Origin of the sequence: Streptomyces phaeofaciens (assembly GCF_014648915.1) — a bacterium.
Classification (GTDB): Bacteria; Actinomycetota; Actinomycetes; order Streptomycetales; family Streptomycetaceae; genus Streptomyces; species Streptomyces phaeofaciens.
In genome coordinates this window covers 525,737-549,708 of record NZ_BMSA01000002.1, presented here as the reverse complement: position 1 = coordinate 549,708, position 23,972 = coordinate 525,737, and the positions used below count along the sequence as shown (strand labels likewise).

Below are 23,972 nucleotides of genomic sequence, written 5' to 3'. Positions count from 1 at the left end.
CGGCCCCCGGGGGTTCTCCGTCAGCCCCCCGAGGGCCTTCTCCCGGCCCCCGGGGAGGTCACGCCGACAGTTCCTCCCGCAGCGCGTCCCGCAGCCGTGCCGCCCGCTCCGCGACCTCGCCCGGCCCCAGTGACACCGCGCGGTCGGCCCAGCGCTGGCCTTCCGCCAGCTCACCGCGACGCGCGTAGACCAGGGCTAGCCGCAACGCCGCCCGTCCGTGCCCGTCATCGGCGGCCCGGGTCCACCACACCACCGCCTCGGGCTCGCTGCCCTCTCGCGCCAGCAGCAGCCCCAGATTGAAGGCACCGTTGCGCGACCCGGCCTCGGCGGCCGTCCGGTACCACCGCGCGGCCTCCACGACGTCGCCCCGCGCCGCGGCCAGCATCCCGACCCGCACCTGGGCCCGCCGGTGCCCCTGCGTGGCGGCCCGCTCGTACCACTCCTCGCATTCGGTCTTCTCGTGCACGATCTCGCCCAGCTCGTGCGCGGGCTGCGGCGGCCGCCGCGCGTCGAGCACGGCCGCCAGCCGGTACGCCGCCTCCGCGCTGCCCCCGCCCGCGGCGCACCGCAGATGCCGCTCGGCCTCCGGCTCGTCGCCGTCCCGGAGCCGGGCGATGCCGACCTGGAGCGCCGCCTCGGTGTGTCCCGCGGCCGCCGCACGTCCGTACCAGCGCAGCGCGACCGTCTCCTCGCCGCGCCCGGCGAACAGGATCCCCAGATTGAACGCGGCGTCCACGCTCCCCGCCTCCGCGGCCTTGGAGAACCACGGCTCGGCGCCGGCGGTGTCCCCGACCTGGAGCAGCAGGACGGCGAGCGCGTTGGCGGCCTCCCGGTGCCCGGCGTAGGCCGCCCGCCGGTACCACTGCTCGGCCTGCGCGGTACGGCCCTGCTCCGCGCAGAGCAGTCCGAGGTTGTAGGCGCCGTTGTCGTCGCCGGCGTCCATCGCGGCCCGGTACCAGCGCTCGGCGGTCTGGGTCTGGCCGCGCTCGGCGTGCAGCGCGCCCAGCGCGTTCGCGGCGTTGCCGTCACCGTCCTGCGCGGCCCGCAGCCACCAGATGGCGGCGTTCTCGGTGTCGCCGGCGTCGCGCAGCAGGAAGCCGAGCGCGCAGGCGGCCCGTGCCTCGCCGTCCTTGGCCGAGGTCAGGTACCAGCGTCCGGCTTCCTTGAGCTCGCCGCGCCGCTCCAGGATCGCGCCGAGGTGCAGCGCGGCCCGCCGGTGCCCGCGCGCGGCGGCCTGCCGGTACCACTGCTCGGCCTCCGTCTGCCGGGAGACACCGTTGTCGGGGCCGCCCTCGGCCGGGGAGGCGACCCTGGCCTCCGGGTCGTCCCGGTGTTCGAGCGCCCTCGCCAACCGGTACGCCGCCTCGCGGTGCCCGCGCTCGGCCGCGGCCCGCATCCACCGCTCGGCCCCGCTGTCGCCGCGGTGCTCCAGCAGATCGGCGAGGGCGTACGCGCCCAGCGCGTGGCCCTGCTCGGCGGACTGGCGCAGCCAGTACTCGGCGGCGGGTTCGTCCCCGCGCTCACGATGGTGACGGCCGAGGGCGTGCGCGGCCGCGACGGAGCCGGCGACGGCGGCGACCCGCCACCATCCGGCCGCCTCGTCGGGGTAGCCGCGCTGGTGCAGGAGGACACCCAGATTGTTGGCCGCGGCCCGGTCGCCCGCCGCGGTGGCGGCCCGCAGATGGGGCTCGGCTCCGTCGAGGTCGCCGCGGCGCAGCAGCATGGCCCCGAGGACGCTGGTCGACTCGGCGTCGCCGCCCTCGGCCGCGAGCCGCAGCCGCATCTCCTCGACGGCCTCCCCCGCCTCGACCGTCCCGGCCGCTTCGACCGCGTCGGCCGTGTCCACCGTCTCGACGGACTCCACCGTCTCGTCCCGGCTCTGGTCCGGGGTCGCTTCCTCACCGGAAGGCTGCACAAACCGCCCTGTCTCGAACAGAGTTGCCTTGTCCCCCATAACGTCCATCGTCGCACCACCTGCAACCCGGGTACACCTGGTATACCGCAGCCCGTAAGGTCACTTCAGCGTTTTGTCGACATGCCCACAGAGAGACAAGTCAAACACAACTCCCCGAACTCCCCACAGCGGCGCGGCGGCCCGCCGTGGCGGCACATGCGTTCGCACACCACGAAGGCCCGGATCCGTTTCCGGATCCGGGCCTTCGTTTTCAGTAGCGGGGACAGGATTTGAACCTGCGACCTCTGGGTTATGAGCCCAGCGAGCTACCGAGCTGCTCCACCCCGCGTCGTGTGAGACAACTGTACCACGACGCGGGGGGAGCTTGATCAGCCGCTGTCGGCGCCGGCGGTCGGACTCGGACTGGCCGCCGGGCTGGCGGAGTTGCCCGGACTGGGGCTGCTGCCGGCCTTGTCGCCGCTCTTCTCAGCCGCCTCCTGCGCGTCCTCGGCCCGCTTGAGCGCGGCCGCGAGGTCGTCCTGCGCCTTGCCGTACGCCTCCCAGTCGCCCTTCTTGAGGGCTTCCTGGCCGGCGGTGAAGGCCGCCTGGGCGTCGTCCAGCGCCTCCTTGACCGTGGGGTTGGTGGACGTCGGTGGCGGTGTGGTGCCGCCGTCGTCTCCCCCGTCGTCCTCGGGCGGGGCCGTGGCCGTGGCGCCGAAGACCTTGTCGAGAGCCTGGTCGAGGGTGTCCTCGAAGGCCGTCACACCGCCGTAGGACACCAACACCTTGCGCAGCAGCGGGTACTTGAGGCCACCACCGCGTACGTAGACCGGCTCCACGTACAGCAGTCCTCCGTCGAGCGGCACGGTCAGCAGATTGCCGTACTCGACCTCCGAGTCGCCGCCTCTCAGCAGCCTGATGGACTCGGCGATGTCCTGTTCGGAGTTGAACTGGCTCTGGACCTGTTTGGGTCCGTCGACGGTCGTGCTCGTCGGCAGTTTCAGGACTCTGATCTTGCCGTAGTCGGGAGTGCCCGCCTCGGAGTCGACCGCCATGAACGCGCTGAGGTTGTCCCGGCCGTTGGGTGTGAAGGTCGTCGTCAGCGAGAACGCCTGCGCCTGCTGGTCCGGCATCTTCATGCTCAGGTAGTACGGCGGCACCGCGTCGCCCGACTTGTTGGTCGGGTCGTCCGGCACCTGCCACACCTCGCTGCCGCTGAGGAACGTCGTCGCGTCCTTCACGTGGTAGCGGGTGAGCAGCTCGCGCTGGACCTTGAACAGGTCCTGCGGGTACCGGAGATGGGCCATCAGCTTGTCCGAGATGGCGGTCTTGGGCTCGACCGTGCCCGGGAACGCCTTCATCCAGGTCTTCAGGACCGGGTCCTGGGTGTCCCACTGGTAGAGCTTGACCTCACCGGTGTACGCGTCGACGGTCGCCTTCACCGAGTTGCGGATGTAGTTGACCTGGTTCTGCTGGGCCACCACCGCACGGTTGTCGTTGGTGGCGGTCAGCGAGTCGGCGGTCGTGTCACCGAGGGTCGTGCGCGAGGCGTACGGGTAGCCGTTGGTGGTCGTGTAGGCGTCGACGATCCACTGGATCCGGTCGCCCACGACCGCCGGGTAGGCGTCGCCGTCGATGGTCAGCCACGGGGCGACCGCCTCGACGCGGTCCTTCGGCGTGCGGTTGTAGAGGATCCGCGAGCCGTCGCCGATCGCGCCGGAGTAGAGGATCTGCGGCTCTCCGAACGCCACCGCGTACGCGGCGCGGTTGATCGGGTTGGAGAGGTTGACGCCGCTCTCACCGGTGTAGCTGGTGGTCTTCTCGCCCTGGTCGTCGGAGTAGTCGATCTCCTTCTGGGGACCGCCGACGATCGAGTACGTGGTCGTCTTCTCGCCGTAGTAGATCCGCTGCTCGTAGTCCCCGAGCACGCCCTCCGACGGCAGGTTGGACTCGGTGAATGCCGGGCGGCCGTCGGCATCGGCCGTGGTGCCCTTGGCGGCGACCACGCCGTAGCCGTGGGTGTAGCGGAAGTGGTTGTTGATCCAGTTCTGCTTGTCGACGCCCGCGAGGTTCAGCTCGCGCAGACCGATGACGGTGTCCTGGTCCTGGCCGTTCACGCTGTAGCGGTCCACGTCCAGGTTGGTCGGGAACGCGTAGTACTTCCGGATCTGCTGGAGTTGCTGGAAGGTCGGCGACACGATGTTCGGGTCCAGGACACGGATGCTCGCCGTCGTGCCGACATCGTCGCGCAGCGTGGTCTTGTCCTCGGTCTTGCTCGTCCCCGAGTACTCGTCGACCTGGGCGCCGTCGATGCCGTACGCCTCACGCGTCGCCTTGAGGTTCTTCTCGACGTACGGGGCTTCCTTGGCCTGCTCGTTCGGCTGGACCTGGAACTTCTGGACGATGGCCGGGTACAGGCCGCCGATCAGGATCGCCGAGAGCACCATCAGGCCGAAGCCGATCACCGGCAGCTGCCAGGTGCGCCGCCACAGGGTGGCGAAGAACAGCAGGGCGCAGATGACGGCGATGCAGAACAGGATCGTCTTGGCCGGCAGGTAGGCGTTGGCGTCGACGTACCGCAGGCCGGTCCAGTTGTCCGTCGCCTTGAAGTCGCTGGACTTCACCGCGAGGCCGTAGCGGTCGAGCCAGTAGGCGACCGCCTTCAGCGCGACGAAGATGCCCAGCAGCACCGACAGGTGCCCGGTGGCCGCGGCCGTGGCGCGCGCCCCGGGGCTGGTGACGCGCAGCCCGCCGTAGAGGTAGTGGGTGAGCGCGGCGGCGATCAGGGAGAGGATCGTGGCGGCGAAGCCGAAGCCGAGCAGGAAGCGGTACCAGGGCAGGTCGAAGGCGAAGAAGGACACGTCGAGGTGGAACTGCGGGTCCTTCTGGCCGAAGGACACGCCGTTGACCCACATCAGCCAGGTCCGCCACTGGCCGGCCGCCGAGGCGCCCGCGATCAGGCCCACCAGGGCGGCGATGCCGAGCAGCAGCCACCTCTTGAAGGGCGCGATCCCCATGCGGTAGCGGTCGAGGCTCTGCTGCTCGACGGACATCGCGCTCAGCGGCGGCCGCAGCCGGTGGGCCAGCCAGATGTTGAAGCCGACGGCGAGAGCCATCAGCAGGCCGAAGACGGAGAACAGCCCGATCTTGGTCCACAGGGTGGTGGTGAACACCGACGAGTAGTTCACCGACCGGTACCACAGCCAGTCCGTCCAGAACCCGGCGAACATGGTGAACGCCATGCCGAGCACGGCAAGGACGCCCAGTGTCATGAGCAGGGTTCTGACCCGCCGGGACGGGCGGCCCACTCTGATCCGCGGCCCTGTCGGGCCTCCGCCGCGGTCCGGCATCTGGAAAGCCAAGGTGCGCACCTCGAAAGTCGCTGTTGATCCGTCAGGCCCGCGTGTTCGTGGACCGTGAGTGGCCCCCCGTGATCGTGGGCCCACACCTATGCAACTTACTCACCGTTTACTCGGTTCCCGATTCCGCCCAGGAACGAGGCAGGATTGTGACCATGTCCAACACTCCCATGGCGGCGAGCCCGCTCACCCGGGCCGTACTCGAGATCGACGAGTACGCCTCCGGCCTCGGCTGGGACCAGCCCGCCCGCCTTTTCGCCCTCGTAGACACCGCACGGCTGCGGGCTCAGGAACCCTCGCTCGCGGCCCAGCTCGGCCTGGAGCAGGCGAGCGAGACCACCGGTCTCACCCCGATCGAGCAGGACGAAGTGCCAACGGACAAGGCGCTCGACGAGTTCCTTGCCACGATCGCCTGGCCCGACGCGGTGGTCGGCTGCGCGCTCACCGTGGAGCGGCTGATGCTGCCGCCGTCCGCCGAGGCCCAGGTCCCGAAGGGGCTGAGCGACGCGAAGCTGGCGCGGTGGGTGGCCGAGCACCCCGACCGCCAGGAGGTCCGGATGACGGTCGGCGTGCTGCGCGACGGCACCCGTGACTCGGCCCTGCGGCTGCGCGAGAAGGACGCCCCGTCGGAGGTCCTCACGGGCGCGAGCCTGGTCCCCGGCCTGGCGGAGGCCCTGTCGGCGACCTTCGAGGAGTAAGGGCCTCTCTTTCGGATCTTGCCGGGGGTCGCGGGGTCTGGCACGCACATCTGCGGCGTTGTCGTCGGTTGTCAACGCTCCGCGTTGCCGCCCTCCTCCGCCTTGCAGCTGCACGCACCAGACCCCGCTCGGCCATGCCGACAACTCCCGCGGACCGGAACCGGCCTGATCCGAAAGACAGGCCCTAGCCGCCCCGGCTACCTCGTGCACTTCGGCAGATCGGCGGTGTCGCCGCTGCGGATGTCCTTGAGCGCGGCGAGGGCGTCGTCGATGGTGTCCACCTTGACGAGCCTGAGCCCCGCCGGGGTGTCCTTGGCGGCGGCCTTGCAGTTGTCCTTCGGGGTCAGGAAGTACTGGGCGCCCTGGCTGCGCGCGCCGACGGTCTTCATCTCGATGCCGCCGATCGGCCCGACCTTGCCGTCGTCGTCGATCGTGCCCGTGCCGGCGACGAACGTGCCGCCGGTGAGGCTGCCCGGCGTGAGCTTGTCGTAGATCCCGAGGGCGAACATCAGACCGGCGCTGGGCCCGCCGACGTCCGCGAGCTTGATGTCGATGGTGAACGGGAACGTGTGATCGGTCCCGGCGGAGATCCCGACGATCGCCCGCTTCTCACCGGTGTCGTCCGAGGTCGCGGTCTTGATCGCGACGTCCTGCGTCGTGGTCGCGGTCTTGTTCGCCTTCTCGGCCGCGGCCTGTTCCTTGGCCGGGACGATCGTGAAGACGACGTCCTGCCCCGGCTCGTGCTTGGTCACCAGCTCGGCGACGTCGCCCGGCTCCTTCACCGCCTTGCCGTCCACGGCCTTGATCACGTCACCGGCGTGCAGCTTGCCCTCCGCCGGGGAGTCCTTGACCACGGTCGAGACGATCACCCAGGACGAGACCGGGATGTCCAGCTCCTTCAGGGCGGCGACCTTGGCGCTCTCCTGCGACTGGCTGAACTCCTCGGCGTTCTCCTGGGTGGACTCCTCCTCGGTCTTGCCGTCGGGGTACAGCGTGTCGTGCGGCACGACCTTGTTGTCGTGCGCAAGCCACCCGTACACGGCCTCGACGAGGTTCATCCGGTAGTCGGCGCTGGTGACGCGCACGGTGGTCATGTTGAGGTTGCCGTCGGCCTTGTACGTCTTGCGCCCGGAGATCTGGAGCACCGGCTCGCCGTCGTGCTCCCCCAGCGTGTTCACCGTCGGCCCCGGGGACATCTCCGCGTACGGCACGGGGATCAGCACCCCCGCGCACAGGAGCGCGATCAGCATCAGGGTGGAGGCGAGCATCGTCGCGGTGCGGCGTGGCATGACTCGACAGTACGGGACGCTTCTGTCAGCGCACCGTCAGGGCCACCACCAGGGTGGGCTCTCGCGGCGGGCGGTCCGGGTCAGCTCCCCGAGTGGGACGTCTCCCTGGCCTCGGGCCGCTGCACCACGGCGGACCGCTCCATGGCGGCACGGAACCGCGCGTACCCGTCCAGCTCGGGTCCGTCGCCGCGCGCCCTGCGGGTGCGGTTGGCCCAGCTCCCCCACAGGCCGGCACCGACGGCAGCCACAAGCGGAATCAGCAACCAGACGAGCACCGCCATGCCGACCTCCCAACCCCATACCGCAACTGACTGATCAGCAGATTAACCATCTGCACTGACAACGCTCACGGCAGGGGGCCGGTTACGCAACCGGAGCACCGGAGTGGTCCGGTCCGGGTCGGATCCGGGTCGGATGTCGGCCGGTCGGGGATCGGATCCGGGCCGCTACGGGCCGGTCGGGATCGGGTCCGGGGCGGTCGGGGTCCTCAGCAGGCCCCGACCCACTCCTCGGTCCCGTCGGAGAACGTCTGGTGCTTCCAGATCGGCACCTCGTGCTTGAGATCGTCGATCAGCTTGCGGCAGGCCTCGAAGGCCTCCCCCCGGTGCGGACACGACACGGCGACGACGACAGCGAGATCGCCGACCCTCAGATCCCCGACCCGGTGCACCGCCGCGAGCGCCCGCACCGGGTACTCGGCGACCACCTTCTCCGCGATCCGCCGCATCTCCGCCTCGGCACTGGGGTGGCAGGAGTACCCGAGCGAGTCGACATCGGCACCCCCGTCGTGGTTGCGCACGGTGCCGACGAACAACGCCGTCCCGCCGGCCGCGTCGTCCCCGACGGCCCGGAAGACCTCGTCCAGGGAGAGCGCCGTGTCCCGGACGGCGATCAGCTTCACGGGATCCTGCGCACCCTGCTCGCCGGGATGATCGTTGGTGACTGCCATACCCCCATCGTGCCGCACGCCCGGGAGCACGGGGAATAGCGTGATCGCCCGGCACACGCGCGTGCGGGCTTGGAGTCTTCTACAGGGACGGCGGGAGCGCGGCCCCGGACGCCGAGGCGCCCGCCCCCGCCGTCGGGCTCACCGCCGCCGCGCCTTCCGGGCCCGCCGCACCACGGCCGCCGCCCCGAGCAGGGCGACGGTCGCCCCCGCGGCGCCCGCCGCGGTCGCGTCCTTGCGTCCCAGCCGGCGTCCGGCCACCGTGTGCCGCCCGGCCACCTCCTCCAGCAGCTCGGCGAGCACCTCCTCATTGGTCCACCGCGCCCGCCACCCCGCGTCGTGCAGCCGGCTCCCGCTCACCACCCACGGATACATCGTGTAGGCGAGATCACCCGCGGGGGACGGCGTGAGCCCGATCCGGTGGAGCCGGGCCGCCGCGCCGAGCGCCACCGCGGACGGCAGCTCCATCCGCCGGATCCCGCTGAGCTCCTCGACCTCCTCCTGCTCCAGCCAGCCGTCGCAGCCGACGGCCAGCTCGCCGTCGACCTTCTCCAGGACGGCGTACTCCAGGGCACTGCACAGGTCCTCGACGTGGCAGAACTGCCAGGCCGGCCGGGATCCGGCCACCACCAGCAGACGGGGCGACTCGAAGTACCGGGTCAGCGCCGTGTCGGTGCCTCCCACCAGTACGGCGGGCCGCACCACGGTGACGTTCAGCCCGGGATGCGCCCGAGGCGCCCGCCGGGCCAGCCGTTCGACCTCCAGCAGGTCGCCGACGCCCGTCGCCTCCGCCGTCGCGCGCAGCTCGGCGTCCTCCGAGAGCGGCAGCTCGTTGTCCTCCAGCGCCCCGTAGACCATCGCGGAGGTGCACAGCACCACGCGGCGCACACCCGCCGCCGCGGCCGCGGTCAGCACGGTCTGCGTCCCGCGCACGTTGTAGGCCGTCCGGGCGGCGGCGTCACTCCCCAGGTCGAGATCGAGCGCGAGATGGACGACGACGTCCGCCCCGCGCAGCTTGTCGGCGATCGCGGGGTCACGGACGTCCAGGATGTGCCACTGCGCCGCGTCGCACTCACCCCGCCGCTCGTCGATCGCGAGGACCTGCTTGACCTCGTCCGACGCGGCGAGCCGCTCGGTGAGCAGCGCGCCGACCCCGGTGGCGGCGCCGGTCACGGCGACGACGGGCCCGCGCGAGCCGCCCGGGGTGGAGGGGTTTCGCGCTGCGCGAACCTGCGGATCTGGGGAACTCACCAGGTGTCTCCAGCGGTTGTCTTGGCATACGGGCGCGAGTGACGCGTACGTACCAGTGGCATCCATCCTGCCGCAGGCCAAGAGTCGGCGAAGCACCGAGGCCCGATCGAGCCCCGGGGTGTCTACGCTGGGTGGTGTTGCAGGGCAGCCGCGCCGCCGGGCCAGAACCGGTGGCCTTACCAGCCGAGGAACCCCGTGAGTGACACCCCATTCGGATTCGGCCTTCCGCCGGAGGAGCCGGAAGACGGCGACGAGGGCAAGAAGAAGGACCAGCAGAGCGGTGGTGGTCAGGGACCGGCCAACCCGTTCGGTTTCGGCGGGATGCCCGGAGCCGGCGGCTTCGGCGCCCCGGGCGCGGACAATCCGCTCGCGGCCATGTTCGGTTCGCTGAACCCCACCGACCTGGGCGCCGCGTTCCAGCAGCTGGGCCAGATGCTCTCCTACGAGGGCGGCCCGGTGAACTGGGACATGGCCAAACAGATCGCCCGCCAGACGGTCTCCCAGGGCACGCCCGACGGCGTGAAGGACGCGAGCATCGGCCCCGCCGAGCGCACCGCGGTCGAGGAGGCCGTCCGCCTGGCCGACCTGTGGCTGGACGACGCGACGTCCCTGCCGTCCGGCGCCGGCTCCGCGGTGGCCTGGTCGCGCGCGGAGTGGGTCGAGGCGACCCTGCCCGCCTGGAAGGAACTGGTCGACCCGGTCGCCGAGCGGGTCGGCGCGGCCATGGGCGACGTCCTGCCGGAGGAGATGCAGGCCATGGCCGGCCCGCTGATCGGCATGATGCGTTCCATGGGCGGCGCGATGTTCGGCTCGCAGATCGGCCAGGCCGTCGGGGTACTGGCGGGCGAGGTCGTCGGCTCGACCGACATCGGGCTGCCGCTCGGCCCGGCCGGCCGGGCCGCGCTGCTGCCGGCGAACATCGAGGCGTTCGGCAAGGACCTGGGCGTGGCGAAGGACGAGGTGCGGCTGTACCTCGCGCTGCGCGAGGCCGCCCACCAGCGTCTGTTCGCGCACGTCCCGTGGCTGCGGTCGCATCTGTTCGGCGCGGTCGACGGCTACGCGCGCGGGATCAAGGTCGACACGGCCAAGCTGGAGGACGTGGTCGGACAGTTCGACCCGCAGAACCCCGAGCAGCTTCAGGACGCCCTTCAGCAGGGCATGTTCCAGCCGGAGGACACCCCGGAGCAGAAGGCCGCCCTGGCCCGTCTGGAGACGGCTCTGGCGCTGGTCGAGGGCTGGGTGGACGCGGTGGTCCACGCGGCCGCGAAGCCGCGTCTTTCGTCCGCGGACGCGCTGCGCGAGATGCTGCGCCGCCGCCGTGCCACGGGCGGTCCGGCGGAGCAGACGTTCGCCACGCTGATCGGCCTGGAGCTGCGCCCGCGCCGGCTGCGCGACGCCTCCCGTCTGTGGGCGTCGCTGACGGACGCGCGCGGGGTCGACGGCCGGGACGGCCTGTGGGCCCACCCGGACATGCTGCCGACGGCCTCCGACCTGGACGACCCGGACGGCTTCGTGCACCGCGAGCACCTGGACTTCTCGGAGCTGGACAAGATGCTCGGCGAGGCGGCCGGCCATGCCGCGGGCGAGAAGCCGAACCTGTCGAAGGACGACGAAGGCGACCGGGGCAACGGCGGAAGCGACGGCAAGGGCGACGGCAAGGGCGACGACACCGAGTGAGTCTCCACGACGACGCGGTCCTCGTGCTGAAGCGCCACGAGGGCCAGGACGAGCTGCGTCATGCCTACCTGGAGCATCTGGAGACCCATCCGGACGGCATGTGGAAGGCCTGCGGCGACGGGCATGTCACGGCGAGCGCGCTGGTGATCGACCCCGAGCACGGCCGGGTCCTGCTGACCCTGCACCGGAAGCTGCGCAAGTGGCTCCAGATGGGTGGCCACTGCGAGCCGCAGGACACCTCCCTGGAGGCGGCGGCGCTGCGCGAGGCCACGGAGGAGTCCGGCATCGAGGGCCTGACGCTCCTGGCGGGCGGCCCGGTGCGCCTCGACCGGCATCCGATCCCCGAGCCGTGCCGGTGGCACTTCGACGTCCAGTACGCGGTCCTGGCCCCCGCCGGCGCGACCCAGGCGATCAGCGACGAGTCCCTGGACCTGCGCTGGTTCCCGTACGACGAGGTCGCGGCCGTGGCGGACGACTCCGTCGTACGGCTGCTGGAGGCCACCCGCGCGCTGGTGTGAGAGCGCCCGCGTGGCCCCCGCGTCGAACGCGTGTCCGACGCGGGCATGGGTAAGGGGCGGCCACCTGGGCAGCCGCCCCTTACGCGAGCCTTCCGGACGGTCAGCTCCAGACGTTGCCCTGGTTCTGCCCCCGGACCCCCTGCTGTCCCATCCCGTACTGCGCGGCCAGGCCGGAGCCGATCTGGGCGTTCTGCGGCGGCAGCAGCTCACTGGGCTGCACGAGCGCGAAACCGGTGCCCATGAAGCTCAGCTCCCAGCCCTCACCCGTGCTGCCCCGTCGGCGCCACACCCCGGAGGTGTGCGTCTGCGCCTGCATCTGCACCCGCAGCCCGGTGGACCAGGCCACGATCGCGTCGGCGTCGCAGTTGACGTACTTGTCCGGCGTGACCTGCATCATCAGCGGCGCGCCCGAGGTCATCAGCGCAACCTTGCCGCGGCCGGTGATGTTGAGCTGGTACTTCCCGGAGCCGGAGATGCCGTAGAGGCTGTCGACGGCGATGACCTCGTGGTGCAGCGAGGAGTCCATGGCCAGCACATAGCTGCTGTCGACGGTCAGGCCGTCCTGCTCCACCTCCACGAGATGGACGTGCTGCGCCAGGTTGGCGAGGAAGACCGTGCCCTGTCCGTGACAGCGCATCAGGTCCAAGCCCTCGCCGGTACGCGCACGCGCGCGTCCCTGCTGGTTGCTCTGGTATTCGGCGTCGAACTCGACCAGGCCCTGATAGGCGACCATCGTGCCCTTGCGGGCGAGGATGTCGTCGTGGCCCTCCAGGGCGACGCGGAGCATCTGCTTGTTCTGGAGGCTCCAGCGGTCCTGGGTCTGCTGGTCGTTGTAGGCGAAAAGCGGGCTCTGCATGGCTTTCTGGCTCCCCCTCAGCCCCGGATCCGGAGGCGGTCGGTGCTGTCCTCACTGGGCTGGACGACGACGATGCCCTGGCCGGAGAAGGCCATCTGGTAGGCCTCGCCGCTGCCCCGGCCGATCAGGGACTGCGCCTTGAAGCTGCGCTTGCCCTTCACCTTCAGGTTCGGGGACCAGGCGACGAGCGCGTCCGGGTCGACGTACGTCTCGTCCTCGCCGCCACCGCAGTCGACGACGATGGGCTTGCCCCGGGAGGTCAGCGCGACCCAGCCCTGCCCGGAGATCTTGGTGTTCCACAGGCCCTGACCGGCGAACTTCGCCAGGCCCTTCACCCGCTCGACGCCCCAGGTGAGGTGCGCGTCGAAGGCCAGCAGGTTGGTGGCGTTGACGGAGATGCCGTCGCCGTTGAGGTTGATCACGACGACGTTGGCGCCGTAGTCGGCGAGGTAGAGCAGACCGTCCCCGGAGCACTTCATCAGGGGTGCGCCCTCGCCGGTCATCCAGTCGCGCGCGATCTGGCGCACGGCCGGCGGGTTGGGCTCGTACTGGACGAAGCCCTCGTAGGCGACCATCGAGCCCACGCGCGCGAAGAGGTCGTTCCCGGTCTGCATGGCGACCTTCAGCATGTGATTGCCGTGGTTCTCCATGCGGGCGGTGACGGGTGCGGGGGCGTAGCCCGCGAGCGGCTGGTTCATGACGGGCTCCCTCAGACCTCGTACGGCTGGACGACGATGAAGTTGCCGGGAGCGCCCCGGAACTGGAGGTTGACGCTCTCTCCGGTGTCGCCGGGGTAGGCGTTGCGGCGCATCCGCACCTGGCTGGAGACGACCACCTGGGAGGCGGCCGACCAGGCGACGACGGCGTTGCAGTCGGCGAAGGTGGTGGGCGTGACCGGCAGGACGACGGGGACACCGTGCGTCTTCACCACGATGGTGCCGGTACCGGTGAACTGCATGGTGAACAGGGCGCCACCGGGGATGCCGTGACCCTCGACGCGGCGTACCTCGTACTGGAGGCTCTCGTCGAACGCGAGGACGTTCTCCGCGGAGACGCAGATGCCGTCGCCCTGGAGCTCGATCGGGTGCAGCATCGTGGAGTTCTCGGCGAGGAACACCTGACCCTGGCCGGTGCAGCGCATCAGCTGCATCTCCTGGCCGGTCGCGTTGCCCACGATCCGGCCGGCGAAGCCCGCGCCCTTGTAGCTGAAGTCGACCTTGCCCTGGTAGAGCACCATGCTGCCCTGGCGGGCGAGCACGGGCTGGCCGCCGACGCCGAGGTCGACGCGGACCAGCTTCCTGTTCTGCTGGGTCCAACGCTGCCCGGTGGGCGTCTCCTTGAACTGCTGGAGCGCGGCCGTCACACCGGCACCACCCTGGGGCGCGCCCTGCGGAACGCCGTACGCCTGCTGGCCGGGGGCCTGCCCGAAGGGAGGCTGCTGGCCGTAGCCGGGGGGCGTGGGCTGCTGGCCGTAACCGGGCGGCATCGGGGCCTGCGGCGCCTGGGGCTGGCCGTAGCCGGGCGGCATCGGGGCGCCCGGGGCGGCGGGCTGGCCGTAGGGCTGCTGCTGCGGCGGCTGGCCGTACGGCGGCTGGGGCTGGCCGTAGGGCGCGGGCGCCGGGGCCGGCGGCGGGACATGGACTCCGCCGGGCGGGGTCAACGGCGCCACGATGGTCGGCGCGCCGTGCACGGAGGGCGCGGGCGCCGGGGCCGGCGGCGGCGTCGCTCCGGGCGGCGGCGCGAAGCCCTGCGCGGCGGCGGGCTGCGGCTGCTGCGGGGCAGCGGGCGCCGGGACGGGCGCCGGGCCCGGGGCGCCGAACGCGGGCGGGGCGAAGCCGGGGCTGGCACCGGCCTGCGGCTGGGACGGCGCGGCGGGCGCCTCCTCCTCCGCCACCTCACCGCCGAAGTTCTTCAGCAGCGCCTCCAGGCCGCCGTCGAAGCCCTGTCCGACGGCCGCGAACCGCCAGACGTCCTTCAGGTAGAAGTCACCCAGCATCACGGCCCGCTCGGTGGTGAACTCGGAACCGTTGAACGCGTACCGGGCCACCTCCTCGCCGCCGGCGACGATGCGGAGGTACCCGGGGGCGATCTGCGACATCTGTCCGGCGCCGTCGATGGTCGCCGTGAAGGACAGCTTCTGGATCTGCGCCGGGATCCGGTCCAGGGTGATGCGGAAGGACTCCGTGTCGCCCGCCTGGGCGCCCAGGAGCTGGACGGACTCCTCGGGGGACTTCGGCTGGTTGAAGAAGACGAAGTACCGGTCGTCCGAGAGCCGCTCGTCGGCGTCCAGGCCGAAGCAGCTGATGTCGAAGGACAGGCCGGGGGCGGAGATCTGCACGCCTACGTACAGATCGGTGCCCGCCGTGAGGTCACTGATCCTGGCCTTGTGGCCGCGCTGGAATTCCCTGGGCATGCGTAACGACCGTCCCCCATCCCGATTGCGAGTGCGTCGCGTCAGGCTAACGGCAAAGTCGGACAACGCACGATGTCGGTACAGACCCGGTACAGAACCGGCGCTCGGGGTGCCGGGAGGACTACTCTCCGCGCGCGTCCGGCAGGTGGGGCAGCCGCTCGGCGGCGACCACGCCCTCGAGATAGCCACGGGCCCGCTCGGTGCGCGGGTACGCCTCCAGCAGCCGCCAGAAGTCGGGCCCGTGCCCCGGGACCAGCAGATGCGCCAGCTCATGGGCGAGCACGTAGTCGATGACGTACTCCGGCATCCCCTTCAGCCGGTGCGAGAGTCGGATGCTGCCCTCGGCCGGGGTGCACGAGCCCCAGCGGGTGTTCTGGTTGGTCACCCAGCGGACCGAGGTGGGCCGGGCCCGGCCGCCGAAGCACTGGTCCGACAGCCGCTGCGCGCGCTCCGCCAGTTCGGTGTCGCCCGGTACCCGCCTGCTCTCCTGCGCGGCGAGCTTGTCGAGCATGACGCTCACCCAGCGTTGCTCCTCGGCCTCGGACATCCGGGCGGGGATGAGCACGATGGTGCGGTCGCCCTCGCGGTACGCGGAGACCGTCCGACGCCGACGGGCGCTTCTGCGAACCTCGATCGGGCTCGTCCTCGATCCGCTGGGCGGCTGGCTCGTCGTGCTGCGCGGTGGGGTTCCGGCGCGGTGCAGGGGGTCGGCGGGCACGCCCCGACGTTACCCGCTGCACATGGGAGAAGTCCCGACTCCGGGACGGTCGGGTTCCGAACCCTCACCCCCGGTTCGCCTGGTACGACGGATTTGTACGACGAACTCCCCCGCCTGTGGACAACTTTCGGCACGCCTCGGCGGGGGCCGGGCATGCTGGCACTCGCCGGCGGAGCGAGGACGAACCCCACGCCCCCGCTCCGCCGGCGTACGGGGAGTACGAGGCGTACGGGGGTCTTCGATGCATCCGATGGTGAAGCCGGCGCTGCGGCGCGGCTGGCGTGATCTGAACACCGTGCAGTTCGGGATGGCTCCGGCGCACGCGCTGACACTCGGTCCGGTGGACACGGCGACAGGCAGTTTCCTCGACCTGCTGGACGGCACCCGCGGGCTCGCCCTGCTGCGCGAGGAGGGGCGCCGCATGGATCTGCCCGACGGCCACGTCGACCGGCTGGTGGAGCGGCTGGCGCACGCCGGCCTGCTGGACGACGCGCGCGGGGGCGGTCCGGACGCGGACGCCCTGCGGGAACGCGAGGACGTCCTGGACCGGCTGCGCCCCGATCTCGCCTCGCTGTCCCTGACCACGGCGGAACCGGGCGAGGCGATCGGCCGGCTTGCCGCCCGGCGCCGGTTGCGGGTTCAGGTCCGGGGCGCCGGCCGGGTCGGCGTGGTGCTGGCCTCGCTGCTGGCGGGCGCGGGGGTCGGCGAGGTGGACGTCCGCGACGGCGGCCGGGTGGAGCCGCAGGACGTCGCACCGGGCGGGCTGCCCGCCGAGGCGGTCGGCGAGCGACGGGACGAGGCCGCCCGGCGGGCCGTGCGCCGGGCCGCCCCGGGGCGCCCGCCGCGCCGGGGCGCGGGACCGTCGGCCGGTTCCGACACGCCCGGTTTCTCGCTGGTGGTCCTCGCCCCGCGCGACGACGTGTCCGTGCACGCGCCCGATCCGTCGGCGGCCGAGCCGCTGATCGCCTCGGGCACACCGCACCTCTACGCGGGGGTGGTGGAGGCCACGGGCGTCGTCGGCCCGCTCGTCCTGCCCGGTGAGACGGGCTGTGCGGGCTGTCTGCACCAGGAGCGCACCGACCGGGACGCGACCTGGCCGCGGCTGGTGGCACAGTGGCAGTCCGGGCGGCGGCGTCCGGCCCGCGCCTGCGACCTGGCGCTGGCCGGAACGGTCGCCGGGCTGGCGGCCGCCCACGCGCTCGCCTTCCTCGACGGCGGGGCACCGCCCGGCGCGGGAGCCCGTTGGGAAGTGGCCCTGCCCACACTCCAGTGGCATGCGCGACCGTTGTGGCCGCATCCCGCATGCTCGTGCGGGGCCGCCGAGAAAGGTAAGCGGGAACACACCGCCGAGGACGGGGGATCACGCGAGACAATGACGGGGCAACGGCATTCGAAGGCATTACGCCGTACGACAGTGGCGGCGCGGCAGGCTGGGACTTGGAGGGCGTATGTCTGATCTTCCCCGGAAGGCGGTCACCAGGACCGCCAAGCTCGCCGCGCTCCCGCTCGGCTTCGCGGGCCGGGCGACCTGGGGCCTGGGCAAACGGATCGTGGGCGAGTCCGCGGAGATCGTCGGGCGTGAGCTGCAACAGCGCACCGCGGAGCAGCTGTTCAAGGTCCTGGGCGAGCTGAAGGGCGGTGCGATGAAGTTCGGGCAGGCCCTGTCCGTCTTCGAGTCGGCCCTGCCCGAGGAGGTCGCCGGCCCCTACCGGGCGGCCCTGACGAAGCTTCAGGACGCGGCACCGCCGATGCCGACGCGCACGGTGCACGCGGTGCTCGCCGAGCGGCTCGGCGAGGACTGGCCGGAGCTGTTCCGGGAGTTCGAGGACCGGCCGGCCGCCGCGGCCTCGATCGGGCAGGTGCACCGCGCGGTGTGGCACGACGGCCGTGCGGTCGCGGTCAAGGTCCAGTACCCCGGGGCGGGCGAGGCCCTGCTGTCCGACCTCACCCAACTCAGCCGCTTCGCCCGTCTGCTGGGCCCCCTGATCCCGGGTATGGACGTCAAGCCCCTGATCTCGGAGCTGCGGGACCGGGTCTCCGAGGAGCTGGACTACGGCCTGGAGGCACAGGCCCAGCAGGCCCACGCGGAGGAGTTCGCCGGCGATCCGGACGTGGTGGTCCCTGCGGTCGTCCACCAGTGCGACCAGGTGCTGGTCACGGAGTGGATGGACGGCGTGCCGCTGTCCGAGGTGATCACCGACGGCACACAGGAGCAGCGCGACCGCGCGGGCCAGCTGTTGTCCCGGTTCCTCTTCTCCGGCCCGGCCCGCACCGGTCTGCTGCACGCCGACCCGCACCCCGGCAACTTCCGTCTGCTGCCCGGCGGTCCGGACGGCGAGGACGACTGGCGGCTGGGCGTCCTGGACTTCGGCACCGTCGACCGGCTCTCGGGGGGCCTGCCGCAGCCGATCGGCGAGTCCCTGCGCATGACGCTCGACGGCGAGGCGGACGCGGTCTACGACCTGCTCCGCACGGAGGGCTTCGTCAAGGAGTCCATCGATCTGGAACCCGACGCGGTCCTCGACTACCTGCTGCCGATCATCGAGCCGGCCCAAGTGACCGAATTCACGTTCACCCGGGGCTGGATGCGCAGCCAGGCGGCCCGGATCGCCGATCCCCGCTCCCCCGCCCACCAGTTGGGCAAGCAGCTCAATCTGCCGCCGGCCTATCTGCTGATACACCGGGTGACGCTGAGCACGATCGGTGTGCTGTGCCAGCTCGGCGCGACGGTTCGGCTGCGGGACGAACTGGAGGAGTGGCTGCCCGGGTTCGTCCTGGAGGACGACCTGGACGCGGAGCAGGCGGTGGCGGAGGCGTGAGAGGGGTTCCCGCCGCGTGGCGGGGCCTCGTCCCGGCTCCGGGCCTCACCACCACTCCGAGTCCAGCCGTCCCTCGATCGCTCTGAGGTTCTCCCGGGCGCAGGCCTCGCAGATGTAGCGGCGGACGCCGTTCTCCACGGAGCAGGTCCAGGTGACGGGCGGCGGTTCCTCGGCCCGGGTGCCGCAGCGGTCGCATCTGAGGGGGCGGGGCCTCGGCGGGGAGCCGCCGTGGTCGCTGCCGCCGGATTGACTCGTCACGCCCGGGACGATACGCCGAGGTGGCGCCGCTCCGGGGACAACGCACCGCGGGGGCCGGTCCGTGCGGACGGACCGGCCCCCGCGGGAAGAGTTCCGCCTCCCCCGGAGGGGAGGCCACCGCTTCCGGTGTGTGCTCGCTACTGCATCACGGCCATGGCGAGCGCCCGGCGGGCACGCATCGAGGCGCGCTCCGCCCGGCGCTGCATCCGGCGAGCGGTCGCCAGGCGCAGCGCCCGGCGTTCCCGCTCGGCCAGGTGCAGCTGCTCGTGCATATGCGCACGAGCCAGGGCTTCTGGGATGAGTTGCATCTCGCGGGTCCTGTTCTGACGCGAGTCGATCGCGCCGGTGGTGGTGACGTCTTCGGTCGCTGAGCCTTCGGGCTCGCTGGTGAACGGCTTCATCGGGGCCTGCTTCTGGGGGTCTTGCGTGAGGGGACGGTCGATCGTTCCTGTGGTGTTCATGCCGTGACCGGGTTCTTGCGCGGGCGGCCACGCGGCCGCTTCCGGGCGACGACGACGCCCTGGACGAACAGCTCGCCACCCCAGACGCCCCACGGCTCACGCCGCTCCTTGGCGCCGGCGAGGCAGGCCTCCATCAGCGGGCAGGTGCGGCAGAGGGACTTGGCGTACTCGACATCGGCCGGGGACTCGGCGAAGAAGACCTCCGGGTCGTAGGAACGGCAGGGGACGGGTACGCCGAGGTTCTCGATGGCGTCGTCGAGCGCGGTGAGCGCCGTGAGCGGGGTCAAGGTGGAGTCCTCCGTGAGGCCGGGCGGGGGGATCGTTTCGGAAGGCGGTACGGACGGGGCGTGCGCTTCGAGTTGCACGGTTCGTCTTCCTCGTCTGGTCGGTCCGGCCCTGTTGGGCCGGGTGTCGGCGTTTCTTGTCCCGAGGCCCCTTCGCCCGTCTGTCCCCGGTACGGGGACAAACAGAAGGGCCGCGGATCCCGGTTGGGGTTCCGCGGCCCTGAAGGCGCCGGCCTGATCTTCGATCAGACTGGATCACTCCAGGGTTCTGGCCCACGGAAGGCCCACATCAGGTGGTGCTGCGTCGTCTGCTTCCGGTCTTCGGCACCGGCCGCCGTAAAGGCATAGGCCTGCGCCTTTGCCGCTACTGCTTCCAGTGCCTCGGTCGGTCGCTCATTGCGCTCACGGGTGAGAAGACCCGTGGGGGCAACGGAGAGGGACGCCGACCGGTCGGCACGAATGCCGGACAGACCGGTGCCCAGGTTCGAGGCGCCGAGCATGCACATGGAGACGACCGAGCGATCGGTCAATTTGGCGGTGCTGACAGAGCTGCTGTTGATGATGATCACTGGAATCGCCTCCTCTCGGCGTCTCGGGGGACCGGGGGTGAGCCCAGTCCTGCGGATATGAAAGTAGAACACGGAATCAGGGCCTCCGAGAAGGCCGCCGCTCTCGTGTCTAAGAACCTATGGGGATTGCCGGGGCATGCGCAAACTATTTTTTCGACGAGTTCGCATCAATCCCCCTCGTCCCCCTCGGTGAGGTGTTGGCCTGCGCAGATGGCCAGCACATCGGTTCCGTAGCGGTTGAGCTTGCGCACGCCGACCCCGGGGATCCTCGCGAGTTCGCCCGCCTCCTCGGGGACGGACTCGGCGATGGCCATCAGGGTCTTGTCGGTGAAGACGCAGAACGCGGGCTGTCCGTTGCGTCGCGCCTGGACCGCGCGCCAGTCCCGCAGCCGTTCGTAGAGTCCCTCGTCCATGTCGGAGGGGCAGGTCTCGCAGCGCATCAGCTTCAGCTCACCGGCGTCGGTGAGGGTGCGCCCGCAGACCCGGCAGCGGGCCGGGGTGCGCTGTCTGCGGCGCGGCACGTCGGGGGTGCCCACGACAGCGCCGGAGAAGCCCCGCTCGATGCCTCCGGCGGCCCCGGAGGCCGAGCGGCCCGCGGCCGTCCCCGAGCCGGGGCGCAGTCCGTCGAGGAAGCGGCTGGGACGGCGGCTCGGGCGGCCGCCGGGCGAGCGGGAGAGCGCCCAGGAGACGTGCAGGCGCTCCCGGGCCCGGGTGACCCCGACGTAGAGGAGGCGGCGCTCCTCCTCGATCTGCTCGTCCGTCTTCGCGTAGGTGATCGGCATCATGCCCTCGGCGACGCCGACCAGGAACACGACGTCCCATTCCAGGCCCTTGGCCGAGTGCAGGGAGGCCAGGGTGACGCCCTGGACGGTCGGGGCGTGCTGGGCGTTCGCCCGCTCGTCGAGTTCGGCGACCAGGTCGGCGAGGGTGGCGCCGGGGCTGGCGGCGGCGAAGTCCTGGGCGAGGTTCACCAGCGCGGCCAGGGAGTCCCAGCGCTCTCTGACGGCTCCCGAGCCGGCCGGCGGCTGTGAGGTCCAGCCCTCGCCGGAGAGGACGGCACGCACCTGGGAGGGCAGGTCGACGGTGTCCTCGAGGAGGGTGTCGTTGCCGCCGAAGCGGGCGGCGCCGCGCAGGGCCACCCCGGCCTTGCGCACCTCGGGCCGGTCGAAGAACCGCTCGGCACCGCGCAGCTGGTACGGGATGCCGAGGTCGGCGAGGGCCTGTTCGTAGGTCTCGGACTGGGCGTTGGTGCGGAACAGGACGGCGATCTCGGCGGCCGGCACCCCGGCGGCCAGCAGCTCGCGGATGCGGCGGGCGGCGCCCTCGGCCTCGGCGGGCTCGTCGGTGTACTCGGTGTAGGCGGGCTCGGGTCCCGGGCCGCGCTGGGAGACCAGCTCCAGGCGGTGGTCGGCGGCGCGGCCGCTGGCCTGGGAGAGCAGACCGTTGGCCAGGTGGACGACCTGGGGGGTGGAGCGGTAGTCGCGGACCAGTTTGACGACGGTGGCGCCGGGGTGGCGGGTGCGGAAGTCGAGCAGGTGGTCGGGGGTGGCGCCGGTGAAGGAGTAGATCGTCTGGCTGGCGTCGCCGACGACGCACAGGTTGTCCCGGTCACCGAGCCACAGATCCAGCAGACGCTGCTGAAGGGGGCTGACGTCCTGGTACTCGTCGACGACGAAGTGCTGGTACTGGGCGCGGACCTGCTCGGCGATGTCGCGCCGGTCCTGGAGGACGGCGACGGTCAGCAGCAGGACGTCCTCGAAGTCGATGACCGCGCGGTCGCGCTTGAGGTCCTCGTAGGCGGCGTAGAGCTGGGCGATCTCGGCGGGGGCGCGGGGGGCCTCCCGGCCCGCCTTGGCGACGGCGGCGGCGTAGTCGGCGGGGACGGTCTGGGTGACCTTGCACCACTCGATCTCCGCGGTGGCGTCCCGCAGCTCGCCGCGGTCGAGGCGGATGCGGCAGGCGGCGGCCGCGTCGGCGACGAGCTGGATCTTGCGGTCGACGATCCGGGGCAGGGAACCACCGATGGCTTTCGGCCAGAAGTACTGGAGCTGACGCAGGGCCGCGGAGTGGAAGGTGCGGGCCTGGACACCCTGCGCGCCGAGCTGGCGCAGCCGGCCGCGCATCTCGCCGGCGGCACGGTTGGTGAAGGTGACGGCGAGCACGCTGGAGGGCTGGAGGATGCCGGCGCGCACCCCGTAGGCGATGCGGTGGGTGATCGCCCGGGTCTTGCCCGTACCGGCTCCCGCCAGCACGCACACCGGCCCGTGCAGGGCGATGGCCACCTCGCGCTGCTCGGGGTCGAGCCCTTCGAGCACCGCGTCGGCCGAGTCCGGTACCCGCGGGAAGAGGGGGGAGTGCGTTGCTGCTGTCACATGGCCATGCTGCCAGGTCGGCGGAGGCGGGCGAGCCGGTTGTCCACAGGTGGGCCGCTGCGGTCGTACCAATGCGGCGGAGGTCACGTCCGGCCGCTCCCGCCCCGGGGACCTTCCGGGAATGGTGGCCCTTTCACGTACGTTCTCTCTCTGCGACCCTCCGTCCCCCGACCCGCCGAAGGAGCACAAGAGACATGCTGGGCACTGTGACGATGTACAGCACCACGTGGTGCGGCTACTGCCAGCGGCTGAAGAAGCAGCTGGAGCGCGAGGGCATCGCGTACACCGAGATCAACATCGAGCAGGACCCGGAGTCCGCGGCGTTCGTGGAGAAGGCGAATGGCGGAAACCAGACGGTGCCGACCGTGCTGTTCCCGGACGGTTCGACGATGACGAACCCGTCCCTGGCGCAGGTGAAGCAGAGGATCGGCGCGTAACCGCACGCCGAAGGGCGGCCCCCGGAACACCGGGGAGCCGCCCTTTTGCGTGAGGTGGATCGGATCTCGTGCCGTGCGTCACACGAAGCTGCGCGTCGGCAGCGGCTTGCCGTACCAGAGCTCGATCAGGCGGGCCGCGATCGAGATGCCGTACGGGGGCAGGACCTCGCCGGACTCGAAGGCCGCGCCCAGCTCGTCGCGGGAGAACCAGCGGGCCTCGTGGATCTCGTCGCCGTCGACGTCGATCTCGGTGGAGGTGGCGCGGGCCACGAAGCCCAGCATGAGGCTGGACGGGAAGGGCCAGGGCTGGCTGGCGATGTAGTCGACCTGGCCGACGGAGACGCCGACCTCCTCGAAGACCTCGCGGCGCACGGCCTGCTCGATGGACTCGCCGGGCTCGACGAAGCCGGCCAGGGTCGAGAAGCGGCCCTCGGGCCAGTGGACCTGGCGGCCGAGGAGGATGCGGTCGTCCTCGTCGGTGACGGCCATGATCACCGCGGGGTCGGTGCGCGGGTAGTGCTCGGCGCCGCACGCGGGGCAGCGACGGATGTGGCCGGCGGCGGCGATGACCGTGCGCTCGCCGCAGCGGGAGCAGAAACGGTGGGTGCGCTGCCAGCTCTCCAGGCCGACCGCGTGCACCATCAGGCCCACGTCGCGCGGCGACAGCAGCAGTCCGGCCTCGCGCAGCCCGGCCGGGCGCGCGGACTGGTCGATACGGCCGGGCAGGGAGTCCTTCTGGAGGGCGAAGTAGCTCGCCCCTTCCTCGTCCGTGCCCAGGAAGTAGCGGTGCGCCTCGGTGAGCGGGGCCTCGAAGGAGGGGGTCATGACCAGCTCGGTCCGGCCGTCGGGCGTCTCGTCGATGAGGACCTGCCCCCCGGAGACGACGAAACAGCGCGTCGTGGGGTGGCTCCACGCGGCGGCGAGCCAGGCCTCGTCGAGCCGGTGGTGGGCGGCCCGGTCGATGCCGCTGGGTGCGGTGAGTGAGATGGGCCGGTCGGCGTTCTGGTCGGTCCAGGTGGTCACGGGTGCTTCCAACTCCCCCGGTGGAACGGTTGATTCGGCGGACGGTTCAGCGGAACGTGCGCGAGGGGGCAACCGGGTCCGGTGCGGTGGCGCGGTGCGGCATCTCCAATGTGCCCCGCGCGCTGCCGCG

22 protein-coding genes and 1 tRNA gene are annotated in these 23,972 nt (G+C 71.7%); 6 read left to right on the top strand and 17 right to left on the bottom strand.

The window, feature by feature from the left end:
- Positions 1-58 precede the first annotated feature (58 nt).
- From IE275_RS05960 to IE275_RS05950, 3 genes are all read right to left on the bottom strand, one after another.
- Entirely contained in the window at positions 59-1,963 is a 1,905-nt protein-coding gene (locus IE275_RS05960; protein ID WP_189708276.1) for a tetratricopeptide repeat protein, read from the bottom strand.
- 206 nt (positions 1,964-2,169) lie between these two features.
- A tRNA-Met gene (locus tag IE275_RS05955) sits at positions 2,170-2,243 on the bottom strand.
- A 40-nt stretch (positions 2,244-2,283) separates the two neighbouring features.
- On the bottom strand, positions 2,284-5,244 hold the full coding sequence (locus IE275_RS05950; protein ID WP_189708743.1) for a UPF0182 family membrane protein: 2,961 nt from the start codon (positions 5,242-5,244) through the stop codon (positions 2,284-2,286).
- Positions 5,245-5,408: 164 nt separating this feature from the next.
- Between IE275_RS05950 and IE275_RS05945 the strand changes: the two genes are divergently transcribed.
- Positions 5,409-5,951: a PPA1309 family protein gene (locus IE275_RS05945; protein WP_189708274.1), complete on the top strand. Its 543-nt coding sequence runs from the start codon at positions 5,409-5,411 to the stop codon at positions 5,949-5,951.
- Between the two features lie 197 nt (positions 5,952-6,148).
- Here IE275_RS05945 and IE275_RS05940 read toward each other — a convergent pair whose 3' ends face one another.
- The 4 genes from IE275_RS05940 to IE275_RS05925 form a co-directional block, all read right to left on the bottom strand.
- Positions 6,149-7,240 carry a YlbL family protein gene (locus tag IE275_RS05940; protein ID WP_189708272.1) on the bottom strand — a complete coding sequence of 364 codons (1,092 nt, stop codon included), beginning with the start codon at positions 7,238-7,240 and terminating at the stop codon, positions 6,149-6,151.
- An 80-nt stretch (positions 7,241-7,320) separates the two neighbouring features.
- Positions 7,321-7,521 carry a hypothetical protein gene (locus tag IE275_RS05935; protein WP_189708270.1) on the bottom strand — a complete coding sequence of 67 codons (201 nt, stop codon included), beginning with the start codon at positions 7,519-7,521 and terminating at the stop codon, positions 7,321-7,323.
- Between the two features lie 206 nt (positions 7,522-7,727).
- Complete coding sequence (locus tag IE275_RS05930; protein WP_189708268.1) at positions 7,728-8,189, bottom strand: molybdenum cofactor biosynthesis protein MoaE; 462 nt, start codon at positions 8,187-8,189, stop codon at positions 7,728-7,730.
- A 138-nt stretch (positions 8,190-8,327) separates the two neighbouring features.
- On the bottom strand, positions 8,328-9,437 hold the full coding sequence (locus IE275_RS05925; RefSeq protein ID WP_189708266.1) for an SDR family oxidoreductase: 1,110 nt from the start codon (positions 9,435-9,437) through the stop codon (positions 8,328-8,330).
- 195 nt (positions 9,438-9,632) lie between these two features.
- Here IE275_RS05925 and IE275_RS05920 point away from each other — a divergent pair, with 195 nt between their 5' ends.
- Together IE275_RS05920 and IE275_RS05915 are read left to right on the top strand one after the other, a co-directional pair.
- Positions 9,633-11,114, top strand: coding sequence for a zinc-dependent metalloprotease (locus tag IE275_RS05920; RefSeq protein WP_189708264.1), 1,482 nt, complete (start codon positions 9,633-9,635; stop codon positions 11,112-11,114).
- The gene (locus IE275_RS05915; RefSeq protein WP_189708262.1) at positions 11,111-11,632 is read left to right on the top strand and encodes an NUDIX hydrolase; all 522 of its coding nucleotides are present in this window, start codon (positions 11,111-11,113) and stop codon (positions 11,630-11,632) included. The genes IE275_RS05920 and IE275_RS05915 overlap by 4 nt, the downstream gene beginning before the upstream one ends.
- A 100-nt stretch (positions 11,633-11,732) precedes the next feature.
- Here IE275_RS05915 and IE275_RS05910 read toward each other — a convergent pair whose 3' ends face one another.
- The 4 genes from IE275_RS05910 to IE275_RS05895 all read right to left on the bottom strand — a co-directional run bounded on the left by IE275_RS05910 (position 11,733) and on the right by IE275_RS05895 (position 15,619).
- Positions 11,733-12,488: an AIM24 family protein gene (locus tag IE275_RS05910; protein WP_189708260.1), complete on the bottom strand. Its 756-nt coding sequence runs from the start codon at positions 12,486-12,488 to the stop codon at positions 11,733-11,735.
- Between the two features lie 17 nt (positions 12,489-12,505).
- The gene (locus IE275_RS05905) at positions 12,506-13,186 is read right to left on the bottom strand and encodes an AIM24 family protein (protein WP_189708258.1); all 681 of its coding nucleotides are present in this window, start codon (positions 13,184-13,186) and stop codon (positions 12,506-12,508) included.
- A gap of 11 nt (positions 13,187-13,197) precedes the next feature.
- Positions 13,198-14,901: a TerD family protein gene (locus IE275_RS05900; protein WP_189708256.1), complete on the bottom strand. Its 1,704-nt coding sequence runs from the start codon at positions 14,899-14,901 to the stop codon at positions 13,198-13,200.
- A 121-nt stretch (positions 14,902-15,022) separates the two neighbouring features.
- Positions 15,023-15,619: a M48 metallopeptidase family protein gene (locus IE275_RS05895; RefSeq protein WP_189708254.1), complete on the bottom strand. Its 597-nt coding sequence runs from the start codon at positions 15,617-15,619 to the stop codon at positions 15,023-15,025.
- A gap of 241 nt (positions 15,620-15,860) precedes the next feature.
- Between IE275_RS05895 and IE275_RS05890 the strand changes: the two genes are divergently transcribed.
- Both IE275_RS05890 and IE275_RS05885 read left to right on the top strand, forming a co-directional pair.
- Positions 15,861-17,075 carry a TOMM precursor leader peptide-binding protein gene (locus tag IE275_RS05890; protein WP_189708251.1) on the top strand — a complete coding sequence of 405 codons (1,215 nt, stop codon included), beginning with the start codon at positions 15,861-15,863 and terminating at the stop codon, positions 17,073-17,075.
- Positions 17,068-18,438, top strand: a complete 1,371-nt coding sequence (locus IE275_RS05885; protein WP_189708249.1) for an ABC1 kinase family protein — start codon at positions 17,068-17,070, stop codon at positions 18,436-18,438. Before IE275_RS05890 ends, IE275_RS05885 begins: the two co-directional genes overlap by 8 nt.
- A gap of 45 nt (positions 18,439-18,483) precedes the next feature.
- On the opposite strand, the gene IE275_RS05880 is transcribed toward IE275_RS05885, so the two are convergent.
- The 5 genes from IE275_RS05880 to IE275_RS05860 form a co-directional block, all read right to left on the bottom strand.
- Entirely contained in the window at positions 18,484-18,696 is a 213-nt protein-coding gene (locus tag IE275_RS05880) for a hypothetical protein (RefSeq protein WP_189708247.1), read from the bottom strand.
- 137 nt (positions 18,697-18,833) lie between these two features.
- The gene (locus tag IE275_RS05875; RefSeq protein ID WP_189708245.1) at positions 18,834-19,157 is read right to left on the bottom strand and encodes a putative WhiB-interacting protein; all 324 of its coding nucleotides are present in this window, start codon (positions 19,155-19,157) and stop codon (positions 18,834-18,836) included.
- On the bottom strand, positions 19,154-19,522 hold the full coding sequence (locus IE275_RS05870; RefSeq protein ID WP_005480495.1) for a WhiB family transcriptional regulator: 369 nt from the start codon (positions 19,520-19,522) through the stop codon (positions 19,154-19,156). The genes IE275_RS05875 and IE275_RS05870 overlap by 4 nt, the downstream gene beginning before the upstream one ends.
- Positions 19,523-19,686: 164 nt before the next feature.
- Positions 19,687-20,010 carry a hypothetical protein gene (locus IE275_RS05865; protein WP_189708244.1) on the bottom strand — a complete coding sequence of 108 codons (324 nt, stop codon included), beginning with the start codon at positions 20,008-20,010 and terminating at the stop codon, positions 19,687-19,689.
- 167 nt (positions 20,011-20,177) lie between these two features.
- Complete coding sequence (locus IE275_RS05860) at positions 20,178-22,382, bottom strand: ATP-dependent DNA helicase UvrD2 (protein WP_189708242.1); 2,205 nt, start codon at positions 22,380-22,382, stop codon at positions 20,178-20,180.
- A gap of 194 nt (positions 22,383-22,576) precedes the next feature.
- Between IE275_RS05860 and IE275_RS05855 the strand changes: the two genes are divergently transcribed.
- Positions 22,577-22,819: a mycoredoxin gene (locus tag IE275_RS05855; protein WP_189708240.1), complete on the top strand. Its 243-nt coding sequence runs from the start codon at positions 22,577-22,579 to the stop codon at positions 22,817-22,819.
- Between the two features lie 78 nt (positions 22,820-22,897).
- Here IE275_RS05855 and nudC read toward each other — a convergent pair whose 3' ends face one another.
- The gene (nudC, locus tag IE275_RS05850; RefSeq protein ID WP_189708238.1) at positions 22,898-23,842 is read right to left on the bottom strand and encodes an NAD(+) diphosphatase; all 945 of its coding nucleotides are present in this window, start codon (positions 23,840-23,842) and stop codon (positions 22,898-22,900) included.
- Between the last annotated feature and the right edge of the window lie 130 nt (positions 23,843-23,972).

What these genes read in the sequence shown, in the direction of transcription:
- IE275_RS05910 (WP_189708260.1), bottom strand. Translation starts at nt 12,488, where the DNA reads ATGCAGAGCCCGCTTTTCGCCTACAACGACCAGCAGACCCAGGACCGC.
- IE275_RS05940 (WP_189708272.1), bottom strand. Translation starts at nt 7,240, where the DNA reads ATGCCACGCCGCACCGCGACGATGCTCGCCTCCACCCTGATGCTGATC.
- IE275_RS05855 (WP_189708240.1), top strand. Translation starts at nt 22,577, where the DNA reads ATGCTGGGCACTGTGACGATGTACAGCACCACGTGGTGCGGCTACTGC.
- IE275_RS05890 (WP_189708251.1), top strand. Translation starts at nt 15,861, where the DNA reads ATGCATCCGATGGTGAAGCCGGCGCTGCGGCGCGGCTGGCGTGATCTG.
- IE275_RS05900 (WP_189708256.1), bottom strand. Translation starts at nt 14,901, where the DNA reads ATGCCCAGGGAATTCCAGCGCGGCCACAAGGCCAGGATCAGTGACCTC.
- IE275_RS05945 (WP_189708274.1), top strand. Translation starts at nt 5,409, where the DNA reads ATGTCCAACACTCCCATGGCGGCGAGCCCGCTCACCCGGGCCGTACTC.
- IE275_RS05950 (WP_189708743.1), bottom strand. Translation starts at nt 5,244, where the DNA reads ATGCCGGACCGCGGCGGAGGCCCGACAGGGCCGCGGATCAGAGTGGGC.
- IE275_RS05885 (WP_189708249.1), top strand. Translation starts at nt 17,068, where the DNA reads ATGTCTGATCTTCCCCGGAAGGCGGTCACCAGGACCGCCAAGCTCGCC.
- IE275_RS05875 (WP_189708245.1), bottom strand. Translation starts at nt 19,157, where the DNA reads ATGAACACCACAGGAACGATCGACCGTCCCCTCACGCAAGACCCCCAG.
- IE275_RS05960 (WP_189708276.1), bottom strand. Translation starts at nt 1,963, where the DNA reads ATGGACGTTATGGGGGACAAGGCAACTCTGTTCGAGACAGGGCGGTTT.
- IE275_RS05935 (WP_189708270.1), bottom strand. Translation starts at nt 7,521, where the DNA reads ATGGCGGTGCTCGTCTGGTTGCTGATTCCGCTTGTGGCTGCCGTCGGT.
- IE275_RS05905 (WP_189708258.1), bottom strand. Translation starts at nt 13,186, where the DNA reads ATGAACCAGCCGCTCGCGGGCTACGCCCCCGCACCCGTCACCGCCCGC.
- IE275_RS05930 (WP_189708268.1), bottom strand. Translation starts at nt 8,189, where the DNA reads ATGGCAGTCACCAACGATCATCCCGGCGAGCAGGGTGCGCAGGATCCC.